Here is a 22482-nt window from a genome sequence, read left to right as displayed (position 1 = left end):
TGCCGGATAGACCGGCTGCATTACCGAGTACCGAGGACTTCGCCGATATAAAGAGCAACCGCCGCAACATTGGCGATCGTTCCCGGGTAGTCCATTCGGGTGGGACCTACCACACCCATTCCGCCGTACACCTTGCCCGAGCTGCCGTATGTGGTGGACACCACCGATGTTCCCAGCATCTGCTCGGCCTCGGTCTCATGACCGATCCGTACGGTTACCTTGCCCGCTTCCTGCCGGGCCGCCAACAGCCGCAGTACCACCACCTGCTCCTCGAGCGCCTCCAGCACCGATCGCAGCGATCCGCCGAAATCGGCGGTGTTGCGGGTCAGGTTGGCGGTGCCGCCCAGCAGCAGTCGTTCTTCGGTGTGCTCGACGAGCGTCTCGACGAGCACGGTCGCCGATCGGCCGACGGCATCCGCCAGAGCGCCGTGGCCGTTGAGGTGCGTGGCCAGATCGCTCACCGCGATCGACGCCGCAGTCAGTGGCTTGCCTTCCAGTGCCTGCCCCAGCATCTCGCGCAATTTGGACAGCTCATGCTCGTCGATCGCGTCGCCGAGCTCCACAATGCGCTGATCGACGCGCCCCGAATCGGTGATGACCACCAGCAGCAACCGCGCCGGCGTCAGCGCCACCACCTCAAGGTGGCGGACCGACGAGGCAGACAGCGTCGGGTACTGCACGATCGCGACCTGCCGGGTCAGCTGCGCCAGCAGCCGCACCGCGCGGCGCAGCACGTCGTCGAGGTCTACCCCGGATTCCAGGAAGGACAGGATCGCCCGGCGCTCCGACGAGGACAGCGGCTTGACGTTGTCGATCCGGTCGACAAACTCCCGGTAGCCCTTCTCGGTGGGCACCCGGCCCGAGCTCGTGTGCGGTTGGGTGATGTAGCCCTCGGCTTCGAGCACCGCCATGTCATTACGGACGGTGGCGCTCGACACGCCGAGGTTGTGACGGTCCACCAGGGTCTTGGAGCCGATCGGCTCCTTGGTGGCCACGAAGTCGGCGACGATGGCACGCAGCACCTCGAAACGACGCTCGTCGGCACTCCCCACCTGTTCACCTACCCTTCGCAGCAGCGATGTGAGTGTTTTGCTTGATCCATTTTACTGACCAGCGGCGGGTTTACCGATTCAGCGGTGAAACGCTCCGGGCCGTCACTCCAGATGACACCGGCGCAGGCAATTCCCCATCAGGGTATTAACCTAGGCGACTATGCCGATGGCAACACCGCGCACCACTGTGACGGAGGCGGGCCGGCGATGATCTTCAAGGGCGTCCAAGAGGGCAAACCGTACCCGGAGCACGGGCTCTCCCACCGGGACTGGTCCCGTATCCCGCCGCGACAGCTGCGCCTCGACGAGCTGGTCACGACCACCACGGTGCTCGCACTGGACCGGCTGCTGTCCGAGGACTCGACGTTCTACGGCGACCTGTTCCCGCACGCGGTGAAGTGGCGCGGCGACATCTACCTGGAGGACGGGTTGCACCGGGCGGTGCGCTCGGCCCTGCGTAATCGCACCATCCTGCATGCCCGACTGTTCGACATGGACGCGCTCGCGCCCAACCCGGCCTGATCCGGCCGGGTCGCGTCAGCTGCCGATCGCCTCGCGCAAGCCCCTGGGCCGGATGTCCGCCCAGTTCGCCTCGATGTAGCTCAGGCAGTCATCACGGCTGCTCTCGCCGAAGGCCACCCGCCAGCCGGCAGGCATATCGGCGAACGCCGGCCACAGGCTGTGCTGCTCCTCATCGTTGACCAGTACGTAGAACGTGCCGTTCTCGTCATCGAACGGATTGGAACTCATCGACTCTCCTCATCGAGGGGTGGGCCAGGTTCGCACCCAGTACCCGATCGGACAACAGGCCGAGACAGCTCAAGTTCGGGAAGCCCGGGCCCTGGGTGAGCCCGGCCAACCCCGGCAGGAACAACTTGGGGAACACATCGGTCAGGGCCAGGTCATGACCGACGTGCTCCTGCAGGGTGTCCCCCGTCAACGGACCACCCACGCCCAGCTCGAGCAGGTCCAGCGCGTCCTGGCTGAACAACGGGGCGAACCACAGCGCATCGGCGCCGGACCCGTCGATCACCAGGTCGAAGCCGTGGACGGTCTCTGAAGGTTCCCCCGACGCTTCGCTCCTGGGACTGGTCGACAACGTCAACCGGATCCGCTCGTCGCGCACCACCGCGTGCGCAACCCGGCCACGAAGGTGACGGATCCGATCGTCGGCCAACAACGCGTCCTGCACCCGAGCCGAGAACACGCCCCGGTCGGTGCGCGCCAGGGCATCCCGGCGCTCGGCCAGCGTCAGCCCGGTCCATCCGGTCGGGTCGGAGAACAACGTGTTCTCGAAGAACCCCTCACCGCGGGTGAACAACGTGACCGTCGGCGAGATCACCGTGATCGTCGAAACCCGGTGGCGGAACAACTCGTTGAGCATCGACGCGGCGGTCTCGCCGCCCCCGATCACCGCCACCCGTTCGGCGGTGATCAGTTCGTGCTTACCGGCCTGATGCCAGAACTGCGCGATCGACATCACCCGGGGATTACCGGGCAGCACCGAACGTTCGGCCTGACCGGGTCCGGTGATCATCAGGCCGTCGGCACCGATCGTGTCCTCGGCGGTGTGCAGTACCCACCGGTGGGCATCTCCGTCTACCGAGATACGTTCCACCTCACCGGAAACCACATTCAGCCCGATGGTCTCGGCCACCCAGCCCAGGTACTGGCTCCAGCGCTTGTGGGTCGGTGCGGGCCGGCCCCGGTCCACCCATTCGGCGAAACCGCCGGTGGCGATCAGGTAGGCCTGCCAGCTGTGCCGGGTCATCCGCTCGTCGAGCTCGGCGTTGCGCCGCGACACCAGCGACGACCGGTAGGGAAAGCCGACGTCCTTCTCGGGGCCGGTACCGAGGCGATGGTTGCCGTCGGTCCAACCGCCGACGGCCTGCCAATTGGCGGCCACCCCGGCACGTTCGACGACGACGACCTCGGGGGCGGCCACCCCCATCTCGCGCAACTCGGCGGCCTTGGCCGCCACCGCGATGGCCTTGGGCCCGGCTCCGATGACGGCCAGGGTGGGAGTCGATGGGGAACTCATATGGTCACCTCTCGCAAAACCTCTCGTAACGCGTCCGCCCACATCGCCTGCAGAGTGGCGATGTCCTCGGCGGACAGAATGTCGGGCAACGTCCGCCATTGGGTGCCGAGCACGGCCGACCCGCCGCGGTCGATCACCGCGGCCATGATCGTCAGTTCATGGCGCACAGCGACATTCGGTTCGGGGATCGCGGTCACCCCGGCCTGCAACGAACGGTCCTGCAGTAGGGCATGGTCGGCCGCATCCAGTTCGATCCGGCCCAGATAGTTGAGCAGGACCTGCGGATCCCGGTGCGTGCCCAGTCGTTCGGCGGTGTCCTCGCGGAGGTACCGCAGCAGCCCGTAGTCGATCGCATCGCCCGGGATCGCCGCCACCTGCGCGGCAACCCCACGGGCATCGTCGGTGGCCAACCGCAACGGATAGATCATGCTGAGCAACCCGGCGGTGTCGCCGGTATCGACCTCGTCATGATCTGACACCGCCGCATCCGACCGGCCGTGGGTTTCCAGCGCCAACAACGGCGCCGGGGTCGACTGGCCGCGATGTCGACGCCAATTGCTCAGCGCACGACCCGTCGCCGCGGCCAGCACCTCGGTCACCGGCACCGCGCCGGTGAGCAATCGGGCCGTCACGTCGGGCTCGGCGAAGGCCATCGTGATCGTCACATCGGCCATCCGGTCAGCGGACGGATCGACCCGGCGCGCACCGATGTCCGGATCGCCACCATCGAACTGCCGCTCCCAGAAGGCGCAGGTGTCGAGTGCGGCCGCCCGCTCGGACAGCAGCCGTGACCACTGCCTCAGCGAGGTGTGTTCCCGCACCGGCAGCGGTGATCGCCCGGATGCCAGTGCATGCCAGGCATTTTCCAGCTCACCGACCAGGATCCGCCACGATGCCGGATCCAGCGCCAGCACGTGCGCGGTGAGGATCAACAGGCCGCCGTCCGTCTGCGGGTGGTGCAGCCACACCGCGTCGAGCATCAACCCCTGCTGCGGATCCAGGCGTTGCACCGAGAGGTCAGCCTGCTCGACCACCGCGGCGTCGAGATCACCCGACCCGGTCGCCTCCGAGAGAACCTGCGCCGGCGCATGAGGGGCCAGGGTCAGGGTCTCGCGGTCCAAGCGGGTGCGCAGCACCTCGTGCCCGTCGATCACGTTGCGCAGCAGGGCTTCCAGCTGCGCGCGGGTGATCCCGGCGGGCAGCCGGAACACCTCCGTCTGGGCGAGCCGGCGCGGATCACCGTACTGGTAGAGCCAGCGCCCGTTGGGCAGCAACGGGATCGGACTGGTCTCGGGTGCGGCTCCGTCGGCCACGTCGTGAGCCTGCGCGGTGGCGGCGGCCGCATCGGCATCAATCGCTGCCGCGAGTTCACGAACTGTCGCGCAGTCCAACATCAGCCGGGCGCGCAAAGCCACGCCACGGCGTCGCACCGCCTGCACCACCGACAGGGCCACGATGCTGTCCAGCCCGAGATCGAGGAAGTCTGCGGTGACATCGACGCCCGCGCCGCCGGTGGTTCCCAACACGTCGGCCAGCACCTGGGCCAGCAGCCGCTCCGTTTCGGTGGCGGGATGCTCGGCCCCCTCGGAGCGTGCGCCGGTACCCAGTGCCGCCAGTGCGGTGTCGTCGACCTTGCCGTTGGTGGTCAGCGGGATCTCGTCGACCGCCACGATGTGGTGGGGCACCAGATGCCTTGGCAGGGTGTCGGTCAGCATCCCGCGCAACTCGATGACCGGAGCCTCGGTCACCACATACGCGATCAGGCGCGGTCCGCTGCGGTGCTGCCGTACCGCCACGTGGGCGTGCCGCACCCCGGGATGGGAGTGCAGCGTCGCGGCCACTTCTCCGGGCTCCACCCGGAAGCCACGGATCTTGACCTGATCGTCGCTGCGGCCAAGAAACTCAAGAGCACCAGAGTCCACCCGTCGACGCACCACGTCACCGGTGCGGTACATGCGGGCGCCCGGGGTAAACGGATCAGCGACGAACCGTGCCGCCGTCTCTCCGGGCCTGCCGAGATAGCCACGGGTCAATTGACCACCGGCCAAATACAATTCACCGCACACACCGTCAGGCACCGGGCGCAGCCAGCTGTCGAGCACGTAGGCCGCGGTCGACTCCGTGGGACGCCCGATACCCGGCTGCGGGTACTCGGCGATCGTCGCCACGACGGCTTCCACCGTCGTCTCCGTCGGGCCGTAGCAGTTGTGCGCCGACATCCACGTGCGCTCGCACTCGGCTTGGATCCCGCGCCAGGTGGCGGTGTCGATCGCCTCACCGCCGAGCGCCAGGACCGCCAGCGGCACCTGGGTGAGCAGGCCCGCGGCCCGCAACGAGGCGAACATCGACGGCGTGGTGTCGATCATGTCGATCGCGAAGCGCCCGATCGTCTCCACCAGCGCCTCGGCGTCGCGCTGCACCTCGTCGGACACGATGTGCACGGTGTGCCCGTCGAGCAGGGCCGCCAACGGCTGCCAGGCCGCATCGAACGTGAAGGACCACGCGTGGGCCACCCGCAACGGACGGCCGAGGCGTTTGGCCGCCGGACGGAGTACCTGGCGGGCATGATCTGCCGAGTAGGCCAGCAGCGCCTGATGGGTTCCGATGACACCCTTCGGTTTTCCGGTCGTGCCTGAGGTGAACACGATGTAGGCGCCCTGCCCGGGGTACACCGGCGCCGACGGGTAGTCCGCATCCGACTCGGTACCGGCCGAGGCCAGCAGCGCCTCGTCGACGACGATCGGTGCCGGCCCGCCCGCTCCGATCTGGCGGACGATCTCGGCCACCCGCTCATCGGGCATCGCCGGATCGAGCGGCACGATCATCGCGCCCGCCTTGAGCACGGCGAGCATCGCCACCACGTAGTCGGGCCCGCGACGCAACCGGATCGGCACCGGAGTTTCGTCGCCCACCCCGCGCCGGGTCAGCTCAGCGGCCAGGCGACCCGCGGCGTCATCGAGCTCGCGGTAGCTGAGTTCTCCCCCGTCCCAGCTCAAAGCCACCGAACCGAGTCGCTCGGCGGCGATCTCACTGAACGCGGCGTGAAAGCCGGTACGTAAACCACTGTCCCGCTGGGTGATCGGTGGCGCACCGGCAGGTTGCGGCTCATCAGCGAGGGTGACCGCGACGTCGCGCAGCGGACGCTCCCAGCTGTCCAACAGCCGTTGCACGACGGTCAGTACCCGCTGTCCCAGAGCCCGCGGATCGAGCTGGCCCAGTGCCCCGTCGAGGGTTTCGACGAGCACTGTGAGCCGGCCGTGAGTGGGATGTGCGGCGATGGTGACCGGGAAGTGCGACAGGCTCTCCAGGGCCGCGGGCCGCAGCACCGCCCCACCGAGAGCGAACTCGTCGCTGCCGACCAGCCCGCCGGGTGGGAAGTTCTCGTAGACCAGCAGCGTGTCGTACAGCTCGCCGATCCCACCGAGCGACCGCAACTCGGTGTGGCTGAGGTAGCTGTGCTCGCGCAGCTCGGCAGCTTCTCGCTGGAGCGCCAGGCACTGATTCCCCACCGGCAGCATGGGATCAACCCTGACCCGCAGCGGCACCGTGTTGATGAACAGACCGACCATCGACTCGACACCGGCCAGCTCGTCAGGCCGACCCGAAACGGTGACGCCGTACACCACGTCGGTACGGTCGGTCAAGACCGAAAGAATTGTCGCCCAAGCCATCTGGAACAGGGTGTTGACCGTGACGCCCCGTCGCCGGGCGGCGTCGAAGATCTCGGCCGACTGCTTCTCGTCGAGGGTCACCTCGGTGCGTGCCGGCAGACCCGGCTCGGCCGCTTGTCCGGACAGCACCGGCGACAACAACGTGGGGGCGTCCATGCCGTACAGGTGCGCCTGCCACCGCGCCCGACCGGCCGCCTGATCCCGTCCGGCCAGCCAGCCGATGTAGTCGCGGTACGGGCGCACCGCCGAGGGCAGCGCGGCCACATCGCCCTTGGCTCCGTAGAGCGCGATCAGCTCACCGACGAAGACCGGCAGTGACCAACCGTCGATCGCGATGTGGTGGGCAACGATCACCAGACGCCAACGCTGCCCGGGCTTTTCGATCAGCAGGAACCGGATCAGCGGCCCGCGTCCGAGGTCGAACCGCCGGGCGCGTTCCTCGGCTTCGAGGGCGACGGTCTGCTCGTCATCGGCCTGCACCTGCCGCCACGGCAAGTCGATGGCCGACGGGACCACCGCCACCGGGCGGCTGAGGTTTCCCTGGAAGAAGCTGGCCCGCAGGTTGGGGTGGCGCACCAGCATCGCCTCGGCGCAGGCCCGCAGCAGCTCGGCGTCCAATTCCCCGTCGATATCGGCGGCCATCGCGATGACATAGGGGTCGGCCCCGCCGTCGCCCTCGGTCAGGCCGGCCAGCGAGTACAACCCCTGTTGCAGCGGGCTCAGCGCCAGGACGTCCTCGACGCCGGGCGGCGTTCCGGTGGTCGTCACGTCGAGACCCCCTGATCCTGACCCCATCCCGCGGTCAGCGCGGCCAGCTCGTCGGGTGACAGGCCCGATGCGGACATCGGCTCGTGGCGGACGTCGGCGGCCACCGCGCCTGCGCTGTCTATCGCGGCGGCCAGATCGGCCAGCCCGGGGTATTCGAACACCATGCGGGCCGTCATCGCCACGCCGGCATCCCTGGCCCGTGCCGCGAGCTGCACCGCCAGGATGCTGTCGCCGCCGAGGGTGAAGAAGTCGTCATACCGTCCCACTTCGGTGACACCGAGCAGGGCCACCAGCATCGCCGCCAGGGTCTCCTCGGTCGGAGTGGCCGGCGGCTCGGCCGGTGCCGTCGCGGTGATGCGTGGACGGGTCAGGGTGGCGGGTTCGATGGCATCGACCACCGTCAACGCGGCCCCGGCGAACTCCTCGGGCAGCGCGGCCCGCGCTGTCTCCAGAACGGATTCGGTGTCGACAGTGCCTGGCGCCGGCACCAGGTAGCCCGCGAGCGTCGTGGTGCCGCGAACGTCCCAGTACCGGGTCGCGGCGGCAGCGACCCCGTCGAGCGCTTCCAGCAGCCCTTGCAGACGCGGCTCCCCGCTGGTGATCGGCTCGAGCCGCCCGTCGGTGGTCCAGCGGGCCCGGTCCCCGGTGCGGTACAGCTGCCCGTCCCCGAACGGACTGGGCGCAAAGCGATCTGCGTCGACCCCGGTGGCCGCGCCGGCCGCCTCGTCTACCGCGCCACCCGCGTAGTAGGCGTCGCCCACGACACCGATACCCACCGGCTGCCGCCATTCGTCGAGCACGTAGACGCGGGTCGCGCCCTCGATCTGCGGCAGTCCGGCCGGCGGCACGGCCTTACGACTCCAGTCGCCGACCAGCAGGTCCTGCTCGGCCCCATCGACCACCACGATGTCGCGCACGGTCTGCTCGGCGTCGGTGGCGAATGCCGCGACGATGCGTCCCAGCCAGCCGACGAAGCGTTGCGCGGTGGCCGCCTCATAGAGCTCGGTGCGGTAGATGACGGTGCCCCGATAGCCTGCGCCGGTTTCGGCGAAGAAGTTGAGCGACAGGTCGGCGTGGGCCACGTCGAAGGTGGGTTCCAGTGCGGCGAAACGTGTTTCACCGTCGGCACCGGTATCGATGACCTGCTCGGCCGACATGTCCTCACGCACGTGCACCACCACACCGAACAGTGGGTTGCGCGCCAGCGAACGCACCGGGCTGACCGCATCGACGACCCGGTCGAACGGCAGATCCTGGTGTTTGTAGGCGGCCAGCGCCATATCGCGCGAGCGTCGGAGCACCTCACGCAGTGTGGGGTTGCCCGACAAGTCGTTGCGCAGCACCACGATGTTGATGAAGAACCCAACCAGCGCATCGAGTTCGGGGGCGGTACGCCCGGCCACCGGGGTGCCCAACGCGATGTCGGTGCCCTGTCCGGCCTTGTGCAGGGCGATTGCGACGGCCGCCTGCAACACCATGAACTCGGTGACCCCGAGTTCACGGCTGAGCTCGACGAGCCTGCCCCGGACTGCCGGATCGATACTGAAGTCGAGCGCCTTGCCCTCGCCCGTCGGCACCGGCGGCCTCGGGAAGTCCGGCTGCAGGCCGTTCTCGACGTCCGGCTCCCCCGATAGTCCGGCCAATTGCTTTGTCCAGTAGGCGCGTTGCTCCTCGACGCGCTCGCCGTCGCCCGAGAGCACCTCGGCCTGCCAGTCCGCGAAGTCGGCGTACTGGACCGGCAGCGGTACCCAGTCTGGCGCCGCCGCGGCCCGGCGGGCGTGGTAGGCGGTCATCAGATCGGTGAACAGCACTGCGCCCGACCAGTGGTCGGCGGCGATGTGGTGGACCATCAACGACAGCACGTGCGCATCCGGAGTGGACAGCACCGCGGCCCGGATCGGCCACTCGTTCTCCAGGTCGAAGCAGTACCGCCGCTCGGCGTCCAGTTCGCCCTGCAACCAGTCTTCGCCGGAGCCACCGGCACGGCGGACCGTCACCGGGCCCGCCGGGTCGATGACCTGGTATGGCACACCGTCGATTTCGCGGTAAGTCGTGCGCAGGATCTCGTGGCGGGCGACCACATCGCTGACTGCGGTGGCCAGTGCCTCGACATCGCAGGGTCCGGTCAGCCGTGCCGCGAAAGGCACGTTGTTGACCGGGTTGGGTCCGTCGATGCGGAACTGGAACCACTGCCGGTGCTGTGCCGCCGACATCTGCGACGGGCCGTCGTGGGCGGTGGCCACGATGGCCGGCAGGCCGGAGCCGAGGCCCGAGGAACGCAGTTCGTCGACTTTGGCGGCCAGCCCGGCCACCGTGGCGTTCTCGAAGACATCGGCCACACCGAGTTCCACACCGCAGCGGGCCCGAACCGCGGCAACCAGTTTGGTGGCCAGTAGTGAGTGACCGCCGAGGTCGAAGAACGAATCGTCGGCTCCGACCCGGTCACGCTCGAGCAATTCGGCGAACAACTCGACGACCTCATGCTCGGTATCGGTATCCGGGGCACGGAATTCGGTGGCCGACTGGATCTCCGGTTCGGGCAGTGCCCGGCGGTCGATCTTGCCGTGGGCCGTGATCGGTATCTCCGCCAGCTCGACGAACGCGGCCGGGATCATGTATTCGGGCAGCGCAGCCGTCACCCTGGCCCGGATCCGGTCGATCTCGACCCGCGCGACATCGGCGGCCGGCGTGATGTAGGCGACCAGACTCTTGCCCAGCGACGGCAGGTCACTGACCACCACCACGGCCTGTCCCACCGACGGGTCGACGGAGATGGCCGCGGCGACCTCACCCAGTTCGATGCGGAAGCCTCGGACCTTGACCTGCTCGTCGGCGCGGCCGACGAATTCGATGTCACCGTCGGCGTTCCGCCGGGCCAGGTCGCCCGACCGGTACATCCGGGCACCGGGATTGAACGGGTCGGCGATGAACCGTTCCGCGGTGAGTCGCGGGCGGTCGTGATACCCGTGCGCGACATGTGTTCCGCCGATGTAGATCTCGCCGATCACACCGACCGGAACCGGCTGCAGCGCATTATCGAGCAGGTGGATCGTGGTGTTGATCTTCGGCGTGCCGATCGGAACGATCCGTGCGCCCTGCTTGCCCTGGACCTTGTAGCGCGTGCAGTTGAGCACCGTCTCGGTCGGCCCATAGAAGTTGTGCAGCAGAGAGTCGAACGTGGCGAGGAACTTGTCGGCGATCTCCCCGGGCAGCGCCTCTCCACCGATCGGCACCCGCTGCAGGGTGCGCCACTCGTTGACGCCCGGCAGGGACAGGAACAGTCCCAGCAACGACGGGACAAAGTGCATCGAGGTGATGCCCTCGTCGCGCAGGAGGTCGGTGAGATATCCGATGTCGCCCAACCCGCCCGGCTTCGGGATCACCAGGCGCGCACCGGCGGCCAGCATGCCGAAGATCTCGCCGATCGACACGTCGAAGCTCTGTGAGGCCACCTGGAGCAGACGTTCGGCCGCGGTGACCTGATAGTCGCCACCGAACCACACGAAGTACTCCGCGATCGGCCGGTGCGGCACCGGCACGCCTTTGGGCAGGCCGGTGGACCCCGACGTGTAGATCAGATATGCGGTGTTGTCGGGGCACAGCGGCCGGATCCGCTCGGCGTCGGTGGGGTCGGTGGCCGGATAGTCCGCCAATCCGTCGACCGGCTCGCGCAGAATGGTTTTCGGGTCGGAGTCGGAGAGAATGTAGGTGAGCCGGTCCTCGGGATAGGTCGGGTCGACGGGTAGGTACACGGCGCCGGCCTTGACGATGCCCAGCGCGGTGATGACCAGTTCGGGCGATTTCTCCAGCAGCACCGCGACGCGGTCCTCGGTACCGATGCCCTGCTCGATCAGCCAGTGCGCCAACCGGTTCGCCGACTCGTTGATCTCGCGGTAGCTGTAGTGGCGGCCCTCGTAAACCACCGCGATGGCATCGGGGGTACGGGCGGCCTGCTCGGTGACCAGCGCGGCCAGGGTGGTTCCCGGCGTGTCGAACTGCTCACCGGTCGACACTGCGCGCATCCACTCGGCGTCCTCGGCGGTGAACAGGTCCAGCGCCGACAGCGGCCGGTCGGGCTCGGCGAGCGCGCGGTCCAGCAGCACTGCGAAGTGCCGCAGCATCTGCGCGGCCAGCTCGGCATCCATCACCTCAGTGAGGTGCTCGGCCTCCACCACCGCACCCGCGGCGTCCAGTTCGACCATGAAACCCAATGGCAGCTGGGTGTGCTGGCCACGCAGGTCGGCACGTTCACACGTCACACCGTCCGGACGGAACCCGCCGCCGTCGGACTCACGGAACCCGAAGCTCACCCGCGTCATCCGTTCGGCGCCGTGGCGCCGGTCCGGGTTGAGTTCAGCCACCACCCGATCGAGGTTGACCCGCTGATGCGCGAACGCACCGATGGCGGTGTCCCGGGTGGCCGCGACCAGTTCGCGGAACCCGAGTGTGCCCTGGGGCCGGAGCCGCATTGCGACCGTGTTGCCGTAATAGCCGATGGTTCCGTCGGTGTCGCGGTTCAACACCGGGGTGGCGACCAGGAAATCGTCGGCGTGGGTGTAGCGGTGGACGAGCGCGCCGAACGCTGCCAGCAGCACCATGTAGGGGGTGGCGCCGGTCTCGCGGGCCAGTGCCGACACCTGCCCTACGGTCTCGGCGGGTAACCGCACGGTGCTGCGCTGGGACCGAAAACCGTTGGGGACCACCGACCCTGCCGGGCCGGGCAACTCCAGCGGCTCGGGCAGGTTCGCCAGTACCTCACGCCAGTACGCCAGATCCTCGTCGCCGTCGGGCGCATCGGCAACCGTCACCCGCGGCCGGTCGGGAAGCTGCACCCCGGAGTAGGCCCGGGTCAAGTCGGTGAAGAACACCCGCCACGAACCGTCATCCCAGGCAATGTGATGAGCGACGAGCAACATGATGTGCTCGGTCGGCCCGGTCTTGATCAGGGTGATCCGCAACGGCGAGTCACCGGCCAGGTCGAACGCGGTGCCGAACTCCCGCTGGGCCAGCACCTCGACGCGTAGTTTGCGCGCCCGCTCAGATTTGTCCGACAGATCGTGGACAGACCATCCAGGGGCGAGGTCGTCGTGCACCGTCGCCGTCGGCTCGCCGTTCTCGTCGGCGTGGTAGGTCGTGCGCAGGATCGGGTGCCGTTGTGCCACCGCGTTCAGGGCCTCGTGCAGCCGCTCGGCATCGATCGCCCCACCCATCCGGTAGGACAGGCAGATGTTGAGCAGTACCCCACTCGGGTCGAAGCTCTGTACGAACCACATCCGGCGCTGCCCGTCGGACAGCGCCGTGGGATCGACCGGTGAGCTATCGCCGCTGACCTCAGCCTGCCCGGGTTCCCCCGATGCTGACGCGAGGCCGCGCTCGGCAAGCCTGCGCCGCATCAGCTCCAGACGCGCGTCGGAGGTGCGGGGGGCCGCCGGATCGGCACTAACCATGTCAGTCACGCGAAAATGCTTCCTTTTCAGGTCTTTCCAAATGCTCGATCAATTCGGCGGCGGTGGCACCACCGAGGATGTCGGCCAGCGGCACTGCACGGCCGGTAGCCTTCTTGAGTTTCTTACGCAGGTCGATCGCCAGCAGGGAGTCGACGCCGAGATCCAAGAGCGACGTGTCGAGATCCAGTCCGGTGGGGTCATCGAGTTTCAGCACGGCCCCCAGCGCGATCCGCATCGCGCCGGTGGCGTCGGCCGCCACTGCCGCCTCGGCCGCCTCCCCTCCTGCTTGCGGGGAACTGCTCGCGATGTCACTGGCACCGAGGAAGGTCTGCAGCCGGTCGGCATCAGCCGTGAACACCAACGGATCGGCCGGGTAATCGCGCAGCCCGGCCTCCACCGCAAGGTCCGGCTCCATGGCCCGCAGACCGGACCGCTCGACCCGGCTGACCTCACCGGAATCGATGATGCCGTCCCCCGGCCACAGTCCCCACCGCACCGAGGTGCAGTGCCGGCCCTGTTCGCGTAGCTGCCCGCCCAGGGCATCGAGCAGCCGGTTGGCCGCGGAGTACGCGGCGTGACCGTATCCGCCCCACCGGCCGGACACCGAGGAGCACAACATGATCCGGGTATCCGGGCGCATCGGCCAGACCGCCGTCAGGTTGGCCAGGCCGCTCACCTTGGCCGCGAACGTATCCCGCACTGTCGCGCCGGTCAGCTCCCCGCCCGGGGCGATGGTGGCGGACGCGGCCGCGTGGATCACCAACGACGCCGGGCCGACTGCCCACTCGGCAGCCGTCGCGGTGATCTGTGCCGGATCGGTGAGATCGCACCGCGGAGCGACGATCTCGGCGCCGAGGGCGGTCAGTTCGGCCACGTGTGTGTCATCGAGGCCGCCGCGGCTGAGCAACACGATGCGCCGGGCCCCGTGTTCGGCCAGGTGGCGAGCGAAGTGCAGGCCCACCGCCCCGGCGCCGCCGGTGATGACCACCTCGTCGAACGCCCCCGATTCGGCGGTCCAGGACCGTCCACCGGAGGTGTCGTCGCGCATTCCACGGTGCCACACTGTGAGTCCGGAACCGTTGTCCCGCAGCGCGATATCGTCACTTTCGGTCACCATCGCCGTGATGGCAGTCACCGCGTGGGCGGGGTCGGGGGCCGAATCGGCCAGGTCCAGGTGACGGAAGGTCTGGTCGGGATGTTCGTAGCCGAGGCTGCGGTGCATCGCGGCCAGCGCCGCTGCCTCGGGCCGTGACCGCTCGGCGCGGCTCACCTGTTCGGCACCGACGGTGACCAGCCACACGTCGCGGGTGTCCGGAGTGACCGCCCGGACATAGCCGAGCAGACCCTCGTCCACGCGGCGGCTCACGGCTTCTGCCGCAGCCACCGCGTCGAGGTCCTCGGATACCGGCGCCACCACGATCAGCAGATCGGCATCGGCAGGCGCGACGGCCGTGGTCTGGGCGTTCTCCTCGACCGCGCGGCTCAATGCGGCCGCTGGCCCCTGCCCGGCGGCGAGGTCGAGCACAGCGACGCGGCGGTGTCCCGGCAGAGCGCGCAGAGGCCACTGCTCCCAGTGCTCCACGCCTACGGTCAATCCGGCCACCGCAGGAAGCGGTTGCGGTGCGGCCCAGAGATGTTCGGCCCGCATCGGCGCGAAGGGGAAGTTGCGCAGCGACCGCTCGCCGTGATTCGGCACATCGTCCCAGCGGTAACCGGGGTCGGCCATCGCGACGGAGACGATGTTGGTACTGAGTCGGTCGGTGATCGGTTCGTCGCGCCGGCCTGATCCCACCATCACCGCCGGACCGCCGGTGAGTTCGGCGTCGTCGTCGAGCAGGTCGCCCATCGCGAACAGCAGCGCCGGATGTGCGGAGAGTTCGACGAATATTCGGGCTCCCCGACGAGCCGACCTGTCGATGGCCCGGTCGAAGCGCACAGTGCTACGCAGGTTGGTGTACCAGTAGTCGGCGAATCCGGTGCCGGCCTCGACGACGTCTGCGGTGGCCGAGCCGATGAATTGCACCGGGGATTCATTGAATTGCGCTACGGGCAACATCGATTCGAGCTCACCGCGCGACCCGTCCAGCGCGGTGGTGTGCGCCGGGAACCACATCTCGATCTCCTTGGCGAAACCTCCGCGTCCGGCCACCGTCGCCACGGCGGCGGCCACCGCGTCGGTCTCCCCCGACACCGCGACCGATGAACGGGAGTTCACCACCGACAGTTCCAGCCAACCGGGAGTTTCGGCGATCACGTTCGACGCTTCGTCGGGGGTGATCCCGAGCACCGCGACGCGGTAGGGCCCGGTCAACCGGTCCAGCACGGTCGCGCGGGCGATCACCACCGCCACCGCGTCGGAAAGGGTGATGGTGCCCGCCACGTAGGCCGCCCCGATCTCGCCGAGACTGTGACCGACGGTGATGTCGGGCAGCACACCACAGGACCGCCAGACGCGGGCCAGTGCGACACCGTGGACGAACTGAGCGCCCTGGATCTGCACCTGGGAGAAATCGTTGGTGACCACGCCCGAATCCGGCTCAGCCAGGAGGTAATCCAGCGGTGACCCGGCGCCGGCGGCCTCGAACTCCGCGGCGCACCGGTCCACCTCGGCCCGATAGGCAGGCAGCCGCTCGTAGGCCTGCACGCCCATCGACGGCCACTGGCTGCCCTGACCGGGAAACACGAAGGCGATGCGTGCACCCGAACCCGATGACTGCGCCCCACCGTGCGCGCGGGTGACCAGCGGATGATCGGCGCCTTCGGCTAACGCACGCAGGCCTTCGGCGAGCTCATCGCGGTCGGCGGCCCGGACCACAGCGCGGTGGCGGCGCAGGCGCCGGGTGGACCGCAGGGTGGCGGCGACATCGGCCGCACTCACCTCGGGACGCGAATCCAGATAGCGCAGGATGGCCGCCGCGTCGGTTCCGATCAGATCCTCGGCGTGCGCGCTGAGCAGCACGGGTGTGCGCCCGTCGGGCAGGGCGTCGGCTTCGCACCCAGGAGAGTGGACTTCGCACTCAGGCAGCACGATTCGCTCGCAAGCTTCGCTCATGCGGCAACCTCTGGGCCCTCGGGAACCGCGACAATCGCGTGGGCGTTGGTGCCGCTCATCCCGAAAGCCGACACCGCACCGATACGCTCACCGTTGACCGCCGGCCAATGGGTCAGCTTGGTGGCCAGCCGTAAACCCTGACTGTCCCAGTCGATCTCCCGGCTGACCTCGTCGACGTGCAGGGTGGCCGGGATGGCCGCACGCTCGGCAGCCAGGATCACCTTCGCCAGGCCGAGCCCGCCCGCGGCTGCCTGGGCGTGCCCGAGGTTGGATTTCACCGAGCCCAGCAGCGCGCCGGAACCGGGCTTTGTGGAGCCGTATGTCTGTGCCAGCGAACGTAGTTCGGTCCGGTCGCCGAGTCGGGTTCCGGTGCCGTGTCCCTCGATCATGCCGACGTCCTCCGGGCGCACGGCAGCCTGCTCGATCGCTTTGGCGAACAGGCGCTGCTGAGCGGCGCCGCTGGGTGCGGTCAGACCGGTGGTTCGGCCATCTTGGTTCACCGCGGTCGCACGGACCTCGGCGAGGATGCGCCGACCGTCCCGGACGGCCGCCGATTTGCGCTGCAGGACGAACATTGCCGCCCCTTCGGCCCAGACCGTGCCACTGGCGTGTGCGCTGTAGGGCCGGCAGTGCCCGTCATCGGACAGCGCGTGCTGCTTGGAGAACTCGACGAAGTACCCGGGTGTGCCCATCACGCACACACCACCGGCCAACGCCATGTCGCAGTCCCCCGCGCGCACGGCGGAAACGGCGGTGTGGAACGCGGTCAACGCCGACGAGCACGAGGTGTCGACGGTCAGCGCCGGGCCGCACAGATCCAGCGTGTAGGCGATCCGGCCGGAGATTACGCCGAGGGAGGTGCCGGTGATCAGATGGCCGCTGTGGTGGGAGAACTCCGACAGCGCGGGCCCGTACTCCAGGCCCGACGCACCGACGTAGCACCCCACATCGTGCCCGGCCAGGTCGTCGGGGTTGATGCCGCTGTTCTCCAGCGCCCGCCACGCGATCCGCAGCCCGATGCGCTGCTGGGGATCCATCGCCACCGCCTCGCGCGGCGAGATACCGAAAAATGCGGGATCGAATGTCGCTGCGCTGGAAAGGAATCCGCCGAGGTCGTGGATGCGTTTGAACCCGTCGCGGCGCGAGCCGTCGAACAGCTCGCGAACGGACCAACCGCGGTCGGCGGGAAATCTGCCCAGCGCTTCGCGCTGCTCGGCCAGCAGAGACCAGTAGTCGTCGGCGGTGTCGATCCCACCCGGCGCCTCCAGCGCCATCCCCACGATCACCACCGGGTCGGCGATATCGGGCCCGGGAAGCCGGCGGCTAGAGCTCATTGACCAGCTCCGCCACATCCTCCAGCTGGGAGTTGAGATAGAAATGGCCGCCGTCGAACATCGAGCACGTGAAGGCACCCGCGGTGTGAGATTCCCAGCGCCGCAACATGTCCTCGCTGATGCGGTGATCACTTTCTCCGCCCAGGGCGTAGATGTCCGCGGCGATCGTCACCTCGGCGTCGCACGCGTAGCGGTTGAACGCCGCGTAGTCGGCCCGCACGGCCATCAACAGCAGTTCGACGAAGTCGTCGTCGGCGAGCAGCGCAGGGTCGGTGCCGCCGAGGTCGACCATCTCGGCGAGGATCTCCGACTCGGCCATCGGCAGTGCCGGCGCGGTCGCCACGGCCGACGGCGCCTCGCTGGCCGACACCCACAGGGCATCGATCACCACGCCTGCGCGTTCCGCGATCCGCGCGAATTCGAAGGCCACCACGGCGCCCATGCAGTGTCCGAACAGCCGGATCGATCCGACGCCGGCCCAATCGGCCGCATCGAAAAGATCTCTGGCGAGGTCGCCCACCGTGGGTGCCGCCGGGTGGGACAACCGATCCCCACGCTGCGGGTACTGCATGACATAGGCATCGGACCCGGCCGCAGCCAGCGCCGTCCCGAATCCGCGGTAGGCCAACGCCGCTCCGCCGGCATGCGGGAAAACCAGTGTGGCTGTTGAACTTTGGTCCCCTGAATAACGCTTGACCCAGGGCTTGACGGTGATCTGGGTGTCCGGCCCGGTCACGACGGCCGGGCGGTGTCGAGAGCAGCCACCGCATCCCGATGCCGCACCGCGAGGGCGAAGCCGTTCATCCCCCGCTCGGGGTTGCGGCGCGGCGCATCGTCGGCGACGACGATGCCGGCGCCGGAGGTCAGTGCCACGAGCACCATGAGGATCGGAGCCGCAGCGCCCGCAGCCGAGAACGCGGCGATGCGGCCACCGCCGCGAACGTCGAGCCGGTTGCCGAGTTCCACGACGGCGTCGTGAGCGGCCGCGTGGGTCACCACCGCATACCCCGACTCATCGACCGAGCCCAGGAACGCCGGGTCACCGGGCGCGGAACGCACCGGGCTGACGCCACTCGTGCGGGAGCCGATGCGCAGCGCCTCGGAGACGGTGAGCGCCGGCAGCCAGCTGGGCGGGCCGTCTCCGGTGAACAGCGCCATCCGCACACCGGTCCGGTCCAGGACCGGCTCGGCCGGCTCGGTGGTCTCGATCGGCACGCAGACTCCGCCTGCCGCGAGGATTCCCAGCGTGGCGATCACCGTGTCCAGACCGGCGGGGCCCACGACAGCGACCCGGTCGCCGACGTGCACACCGGCCACCGCGAGTGCGCCGGACACCGCCAGCGCCTGCTCGCGCAGTTGACCATAGGTCCACCGGGTAGTCGGCCCGATGACCGCGATGTCGGCGGGCGCGGCCTGCGTGTGTGTGAAGAAACCCTGGTGCAGCGGTTCGGTCACGGCGTCCACTACGACCTCCTGACGATAAGCAAAGCCTGCCCTAACTGAAGTAACTCTAACCTTAGTTGCCGAACGCGGGTTCTGGGGCCGCGCGTGCCAACTCGGAGGCGACGTCGGTGCTGTCCATGCCGGTGACCTCCAGGTACAGCTCGGCCACCAGTTGCAGGCGGTCTGAACCCGCCTCCCGGCCGGTCAGCAGCGCGGCCATCTTCGCGACCGTTCGCGCCGCGAAGACGTCGGCGACCATGACGGTCGAGGTGTCCAGCCAGTCCCGGATCCGGGCCACCAGCTGCGTACCCAGCACCGAGTCCCCGCCGAGGGCGAAGAAATCGTCGTCGGCCCCGACACCGGTCTGCTTGAGAACCTCCCCGACGATCGCGCACAGGGCCGTTTCCAGCGGGTCCGACGGCGCCCGGTAGCCCCTGGTCTCGGGGGCGCCGACCGCCGAGAGCATCCGGACCACTGCGGTGCGGTCGGTCTTGCCCCGGGCATAGGGAATCTCGTCGGCGACCAGAAGCACCTGCGGGATCATGTGGGCGGGCACCAGCTCGGCCATGGCCCCGGCGACTACCTGAGCCACCGATTCCGCATCGCTGCCGGTCCGATCCGCACGGACGACCGCGCCGAGCACATCGTGCCCGCCGTCGACCGGTACCAGCACCGCAACGGCCGCATCCACGCCGGGAACGCGGCACAACGCGCCCTCGACCTCCCCCAGCTCGATGCGGAACCCGCTGACCTTGATCCGGTGGTCGGCCCGGCCGACGAATTCCAGCGTGCCGTCGGGCCATGACCGCACCAGATCCCCGGTGCGGTACCAGCGGCTCCCGTCGTGCTCGAGGAACCGTTCGGCGGTCAGGTCGGGCCGGCCGCGGTACCCGCGGGCGATACCGCGACCGCCGACCCACAACTCTCCGGGAACCCAGTCCGGGCAGTCCTCGCCCCGTGCATCGACCACGCGGCAGCAGTTGTTGGCCAGCGGCACGCCGAACGGCACCGAGGTCCAATGCGCGGGCAGCGCGTCGTCACCGAACCCGACTTCGAAGATCGTGTTGTGGGTCGCGGTCTCCGTAGCCCCGCCCAGCCCCGCGAAACGCACCTGCGGCGACGCGGCACGCAACGCCCGGACCAGGTCCGGACGCACCCAGTCGCCGCCGGTGGGAACCGCCCGCAGGGAAGCGAGAGAACCGGTGCCCACCGCAGTGCCGGCTGTGCCGGCCGCGACCAGCATCTCCAGCCAGCCCGTCAGGAAGTGCAGGACGGTGACCCGATGCTCGTCGATCAGCGTGACCCAGGCATCCGGATCGCGACGGTGCTCCTCGTCGACGACGACCAGAGAGCCACCCGAGCGCAGCGTCCCGTAGACGTCGATCACCGACAGGTCGCACTCCAGGTGCGACAACGCCAGGCAACGGTCTGCGGGGCCGATCTCGAAGTGGTCGTTGATGAACTCGATGGTGTTCATCGCCGCGTCGTGGGTGATCTCGACGCCCTTGGGCTCACCGGTGGAGCCGGACGTGAACAACACATATGCCAGGTCCGAGGGCACAACCTCGACCGGCTCGAAATGCGCTGGGTCACCGATGATCTCGGCATCGGCCACGGTCAGGTGCGGCAGGTCGGGATGCTCCGGCCCCGAACCGCAGACCAGGGCGAAGTCGACCCCGCCGGTGTGCAGGATGCGCGCGGCCCGATCGGCGGGCTGATCCACCCCGACCGGCAGATACGCGGCGCCGACCATCGAGACGGCCAGCAGCGCGATGACCTGTTCGACGCTCTTGGGGCCCAGCACCGCGACCACCTCGCCGCGGCACACGCCGCGAGACTGCAGGGCGGCGGCCACGGCCAGCACCTTGTCCTGCAGCTCGCCATAGGTGAGGTTCCCGGCGCTGCAGAACACCGCGGGCGCATCCGGGGTGGAGGCTGCGTTGGCCAGGAATCCGGAATGCAGCACGTCGCCACCGGGCGTCGAGGTCGACGCGTTCAGCTCGGCCCGCACCCGACGCTGCGACTCGGAGGCCGCGGGCGGGTCGGGTGCATCCCAGGCCGCGCCATCGGTGGCCAGGCGGCGCAGTTCGGCCAGGTGGTAGGCGAACATGGCCTCGGCCACGCCCGGCCGGAACGCCTCGACCCGGACGTCCCAGTTGATCATCAGGCCGTCGGCGAGCGGGGTGGCCTGGGCGTCGATCAGCACCTGCGGGCCCTGCGAGATGGTCCATACCGGCGCCCCGAAGTGGTCGGTGACGTCGCCGGCGAACAGGTCGCCCAGTCCCAGCGCACTGGTGTAGACGATGGTGGCCAGGGTCTGGCTGCCGCGGTGGCGGCTCATGTCGCGCAGCACATCGAGCCCGGACACCGAGGAATGCGCGGCGGTGGCGTGCAGCGTCTCCTGCACCACCCTGGCCCGGGCCATGGCGGTATCTGCCCCGGTCAGGTCGATGTCGAGGAGCAGCGAGGAGGTGAAATCACCGACCAGCTTCTCCACGTCCGGGTGGTAGGGCTCCCGACCGAACATCGGCAGGTTCAGCAGGAACCGCGACTGCGTCGACCAGTGCGCCAACGCATTGGCGTACGAGGCCCCGACCGCCATGGCCGGGGTGATGCCCCGCCGGTGCGCCGCCGCGAACAATGCGTCGCGGGTCGGCACGTCGAGGGTTTCCCACAGCCTGATGCTGCGGTGCGGGTTGCGCTGATCGGACAGCGGGACCAGTGGCAGCGCAGGCGGATCCGGCAGATCGGGCACCCGCTCGGCCCACCACTGCTTGTCCTGCTCCGACGGCGGCGGCGCCGTGGCTGTCAGCCGGGCGCGGTATTCGCGGTACGTGTAGCCCAGCCCGGGCAGCTCGACACCGCGGTAGAACGAGGCCAGATCGGCCATGAAATTGCGGTAGCTCACGGCATCCCCACACTGCATGTCCATGTCGACATGGAGACGCGTGCGTCCACCGGGCAGCAGAGACAGGCTCAGCTGCAGCACCTCATCGTGCAGCATCTGATGGGACTTGGATTCCCTGATCAACTCCAACTGCGCTTGTGCCGCAGCCTGATCCAGGTCGCGTAGGTCGTAGAGGGTGACCGGTAGTGGCCGATTGCCGATCCGCTGGGTGCCGTCGGGCAGGATCTCGACCCGCAGCATCGGATGGCGCGCGGCCAGTTGCGCCGCTGCAGCCTGCAGCCGTTGCGGATCGACTCCGACTCCGTCGAATTCGACGTACAGATGCGCACCGACACCACCGAGTTGCTGATCCTGGTTACGGCCCACCCAGAAGGCATGCTGGATGGGTGCCAGTGGGAAGGTGTCGCCTTCCTCGCCGGCGCCGGCGGTGTCGGGGACGGTGTCGGGGACGGGCGCTTCGGCCGGCGCATCGGGAGCGTGCTCGGCAACCAGCTCGATCCAGGCGGCGACGGTAGGATTGGCCGCCAGGGTCGCGAATCCGACATTGATGCCCTGCTTACGCCACCGGCCGGACAGCGACATCATCCGGATCGAATCGAGCCCGGAGGCGATCAGGTCGGCATCGGGATCGACCGCGTCGGCGCTGACCCCCAGGAGTTCGGCGACCTCGTCGCGGACCGTCTGGGAACTCGTCGCCACCACGCTCACCATCCTCCAAATGATTAGTAAAGGCTGCCCTAACTTAGCGGAGGTTACCCTATATTCG

General features: G+C 68.8%; 11 protein-coding genes. 1 reads left to right on the top strand and 10 read right to left on the bottom strand.

The window, feature by feature from the left end:
- Positions 1-20: 20 nt before the first annotated feature.
- Positions 21-1052 carry a heat-inducible transcriptional repressor HrcA gene (hrcA, locus tag JOF57_RS05990; protein ID WP_209914732.1) on the bottom strand — a complete coding sequence of 344 codons (1032 nt, stop codon included), beginning with the start codon at positions 1050-1052 and terminating at the stop codon, positions 21-23.
- Between the two features lie 207 nt (positions 1053-1259).
- Here hrcA and JOF57_RS05985 point away from each other — a divergent pair, with 207 nt between their 5' ends.
- Entirely contained in the window at positions 1260-1574 is a 315-nt protein-coding gene (locus JOF57_RS05985; RefSeq protein WP_209914729.1) for a type II toxin-antitoxin system VapB family antitoxin, read from the top strand.
- 15 nt (positions 1575-1589) lie between these two features.
- On the opposite strand, the gene JOF57_RS05980 is transcribed toward JOF57_RS05985, so the two are convergent.
- From JOF57_RS05980 to JOF57_RS05940, 9 genes are read right to left on the bottom strand one after another with little or no spacing between them, the layout of a single operon-like run.
- Positions 1590-1802 (bottom strand): MbtH family protein, encoded by a 213-nt coding sequence (locus JOF57_RS05980; protein WP_209914726.1) that lies wholly within the window; start codon positions 1800-1802, stop codon positions 1590-1592.
- A complete protein-coding gene (mbtG, locus tag JOF57_RS05975) occupies positions 1780-3093 on the bottom strand; it encodes an NADPH-dependent L-lysine N(6)-monooxygenase MbtG (RefSeq protein WP_209914723.1) in 1314 nt (437 codons plus the stop codon). Before mbtG ends, JOF57_RS05980 begins: the two co-directional genes overlap by 23 nt.
- On the bottom strand, positions 3090-7532 hold the full coding sequence (locus tag JOF57_RS05970; protein WP_307869968.1) for a non-ribosomal peptide synthetase: 4443 nt from the start codon (positions 7530-7532) through the stop codon (positions 3090-3092). The genes mbtG and JOF57_RS05970 overlap by 4 nt, the downstream gene beginning before the upstream one ends.
- A complete protein-coding gene (locus JOF57_RS05965; protein WP_234937974.1) occupies positions 7529-12979 on the bottom strand; it encodes a non-ribosomal peptide synthetase in 5451 nt (1816 codons plus the stop codon). The genes JOF57_RS05970 and JOF57_RS05965 overlap by 4 nt, the downstream gene beginning before the upstream one ends.
- A gap of 1 nt (position 12980) precedes the next feature.
- Positions 12981-16031: a mycobactin polyketide synthase MbtD gene (mbtD, locus tag JOF57_RS05960; protein WP_209914714.1), complete on the bottom strand. Its 3051-nt coding sequence runs from the start codon at positions 16029-16031 to the stop codon at positions 12981-12983.
- Positions 16028-17365 (bottom strand): beta-ketoacyl [acyl carrier protein] synthase domain-containing protein, encoded by a 1338-nt coding sequence (locus JOF57_RS05955; RefSeq protein WP_209914711.1) that lies wholly within the window; start codon positions 17363-17365, stop codon positions 16028-16030. The genes mbtD and JOF57_RS05955 overlap by 4 nt, the downstream gene beginning before the upstream one ends.
- Complete coding sequence (locus JOF57_RS05950) at positions 17355-18101, bottom strand: thioesterase II family protein (protein WP_209914708.1); 747 nt, start codon at positions 18099-18101, stop codon at positions 17355-17357. Before JOF57_RS05950 ends, JOF57_RS05955 begins: the two co-directional genes overlap by 11 nt.
- Positions 18098-18829 carry an AMP-binding protein gene (locus tag JOF57_RS05945; RefSeq protein WP_209914703.1) on the bottom strand — a complete coding sequence of 244 codons (732 nt, stop codon included), beginning with the start codon at positions 18827-18829 and terminating at the stop codon, positions 18098-18100. The genes JOF57_RS05950 and JOF57_RS05945 overlap by 4 nt, the downstream gene beginning before the upstream one ends.
- A gap of 52 nt (positions 18830-18881) precedes the next feature.
- A complete protein-coding gene (locus tag JOF57_RS05940; protein ID WP_209914700.1) occupies positions 18882-22427 on the bottom strand; it encodes a non-ribosomal peptide synthetase in 3546 nt (1181 codons plus the stop codon).
- Positions 22428-22482 lie beyond the last annotated feature (55 nt).

Source organism: Mycolicibacterium lutetiense, assembly GCF_017876775.1.
Lineage (GTDB): Bacteria > Actinomycetota > Actinomycetes > Mycobacteriales > Mycobacteriaceae > Mycobacterium > Mycobacterium lutetiense.
This window is presented reverse-complemented; position numbering and strand designations above follow the sequence as displayed.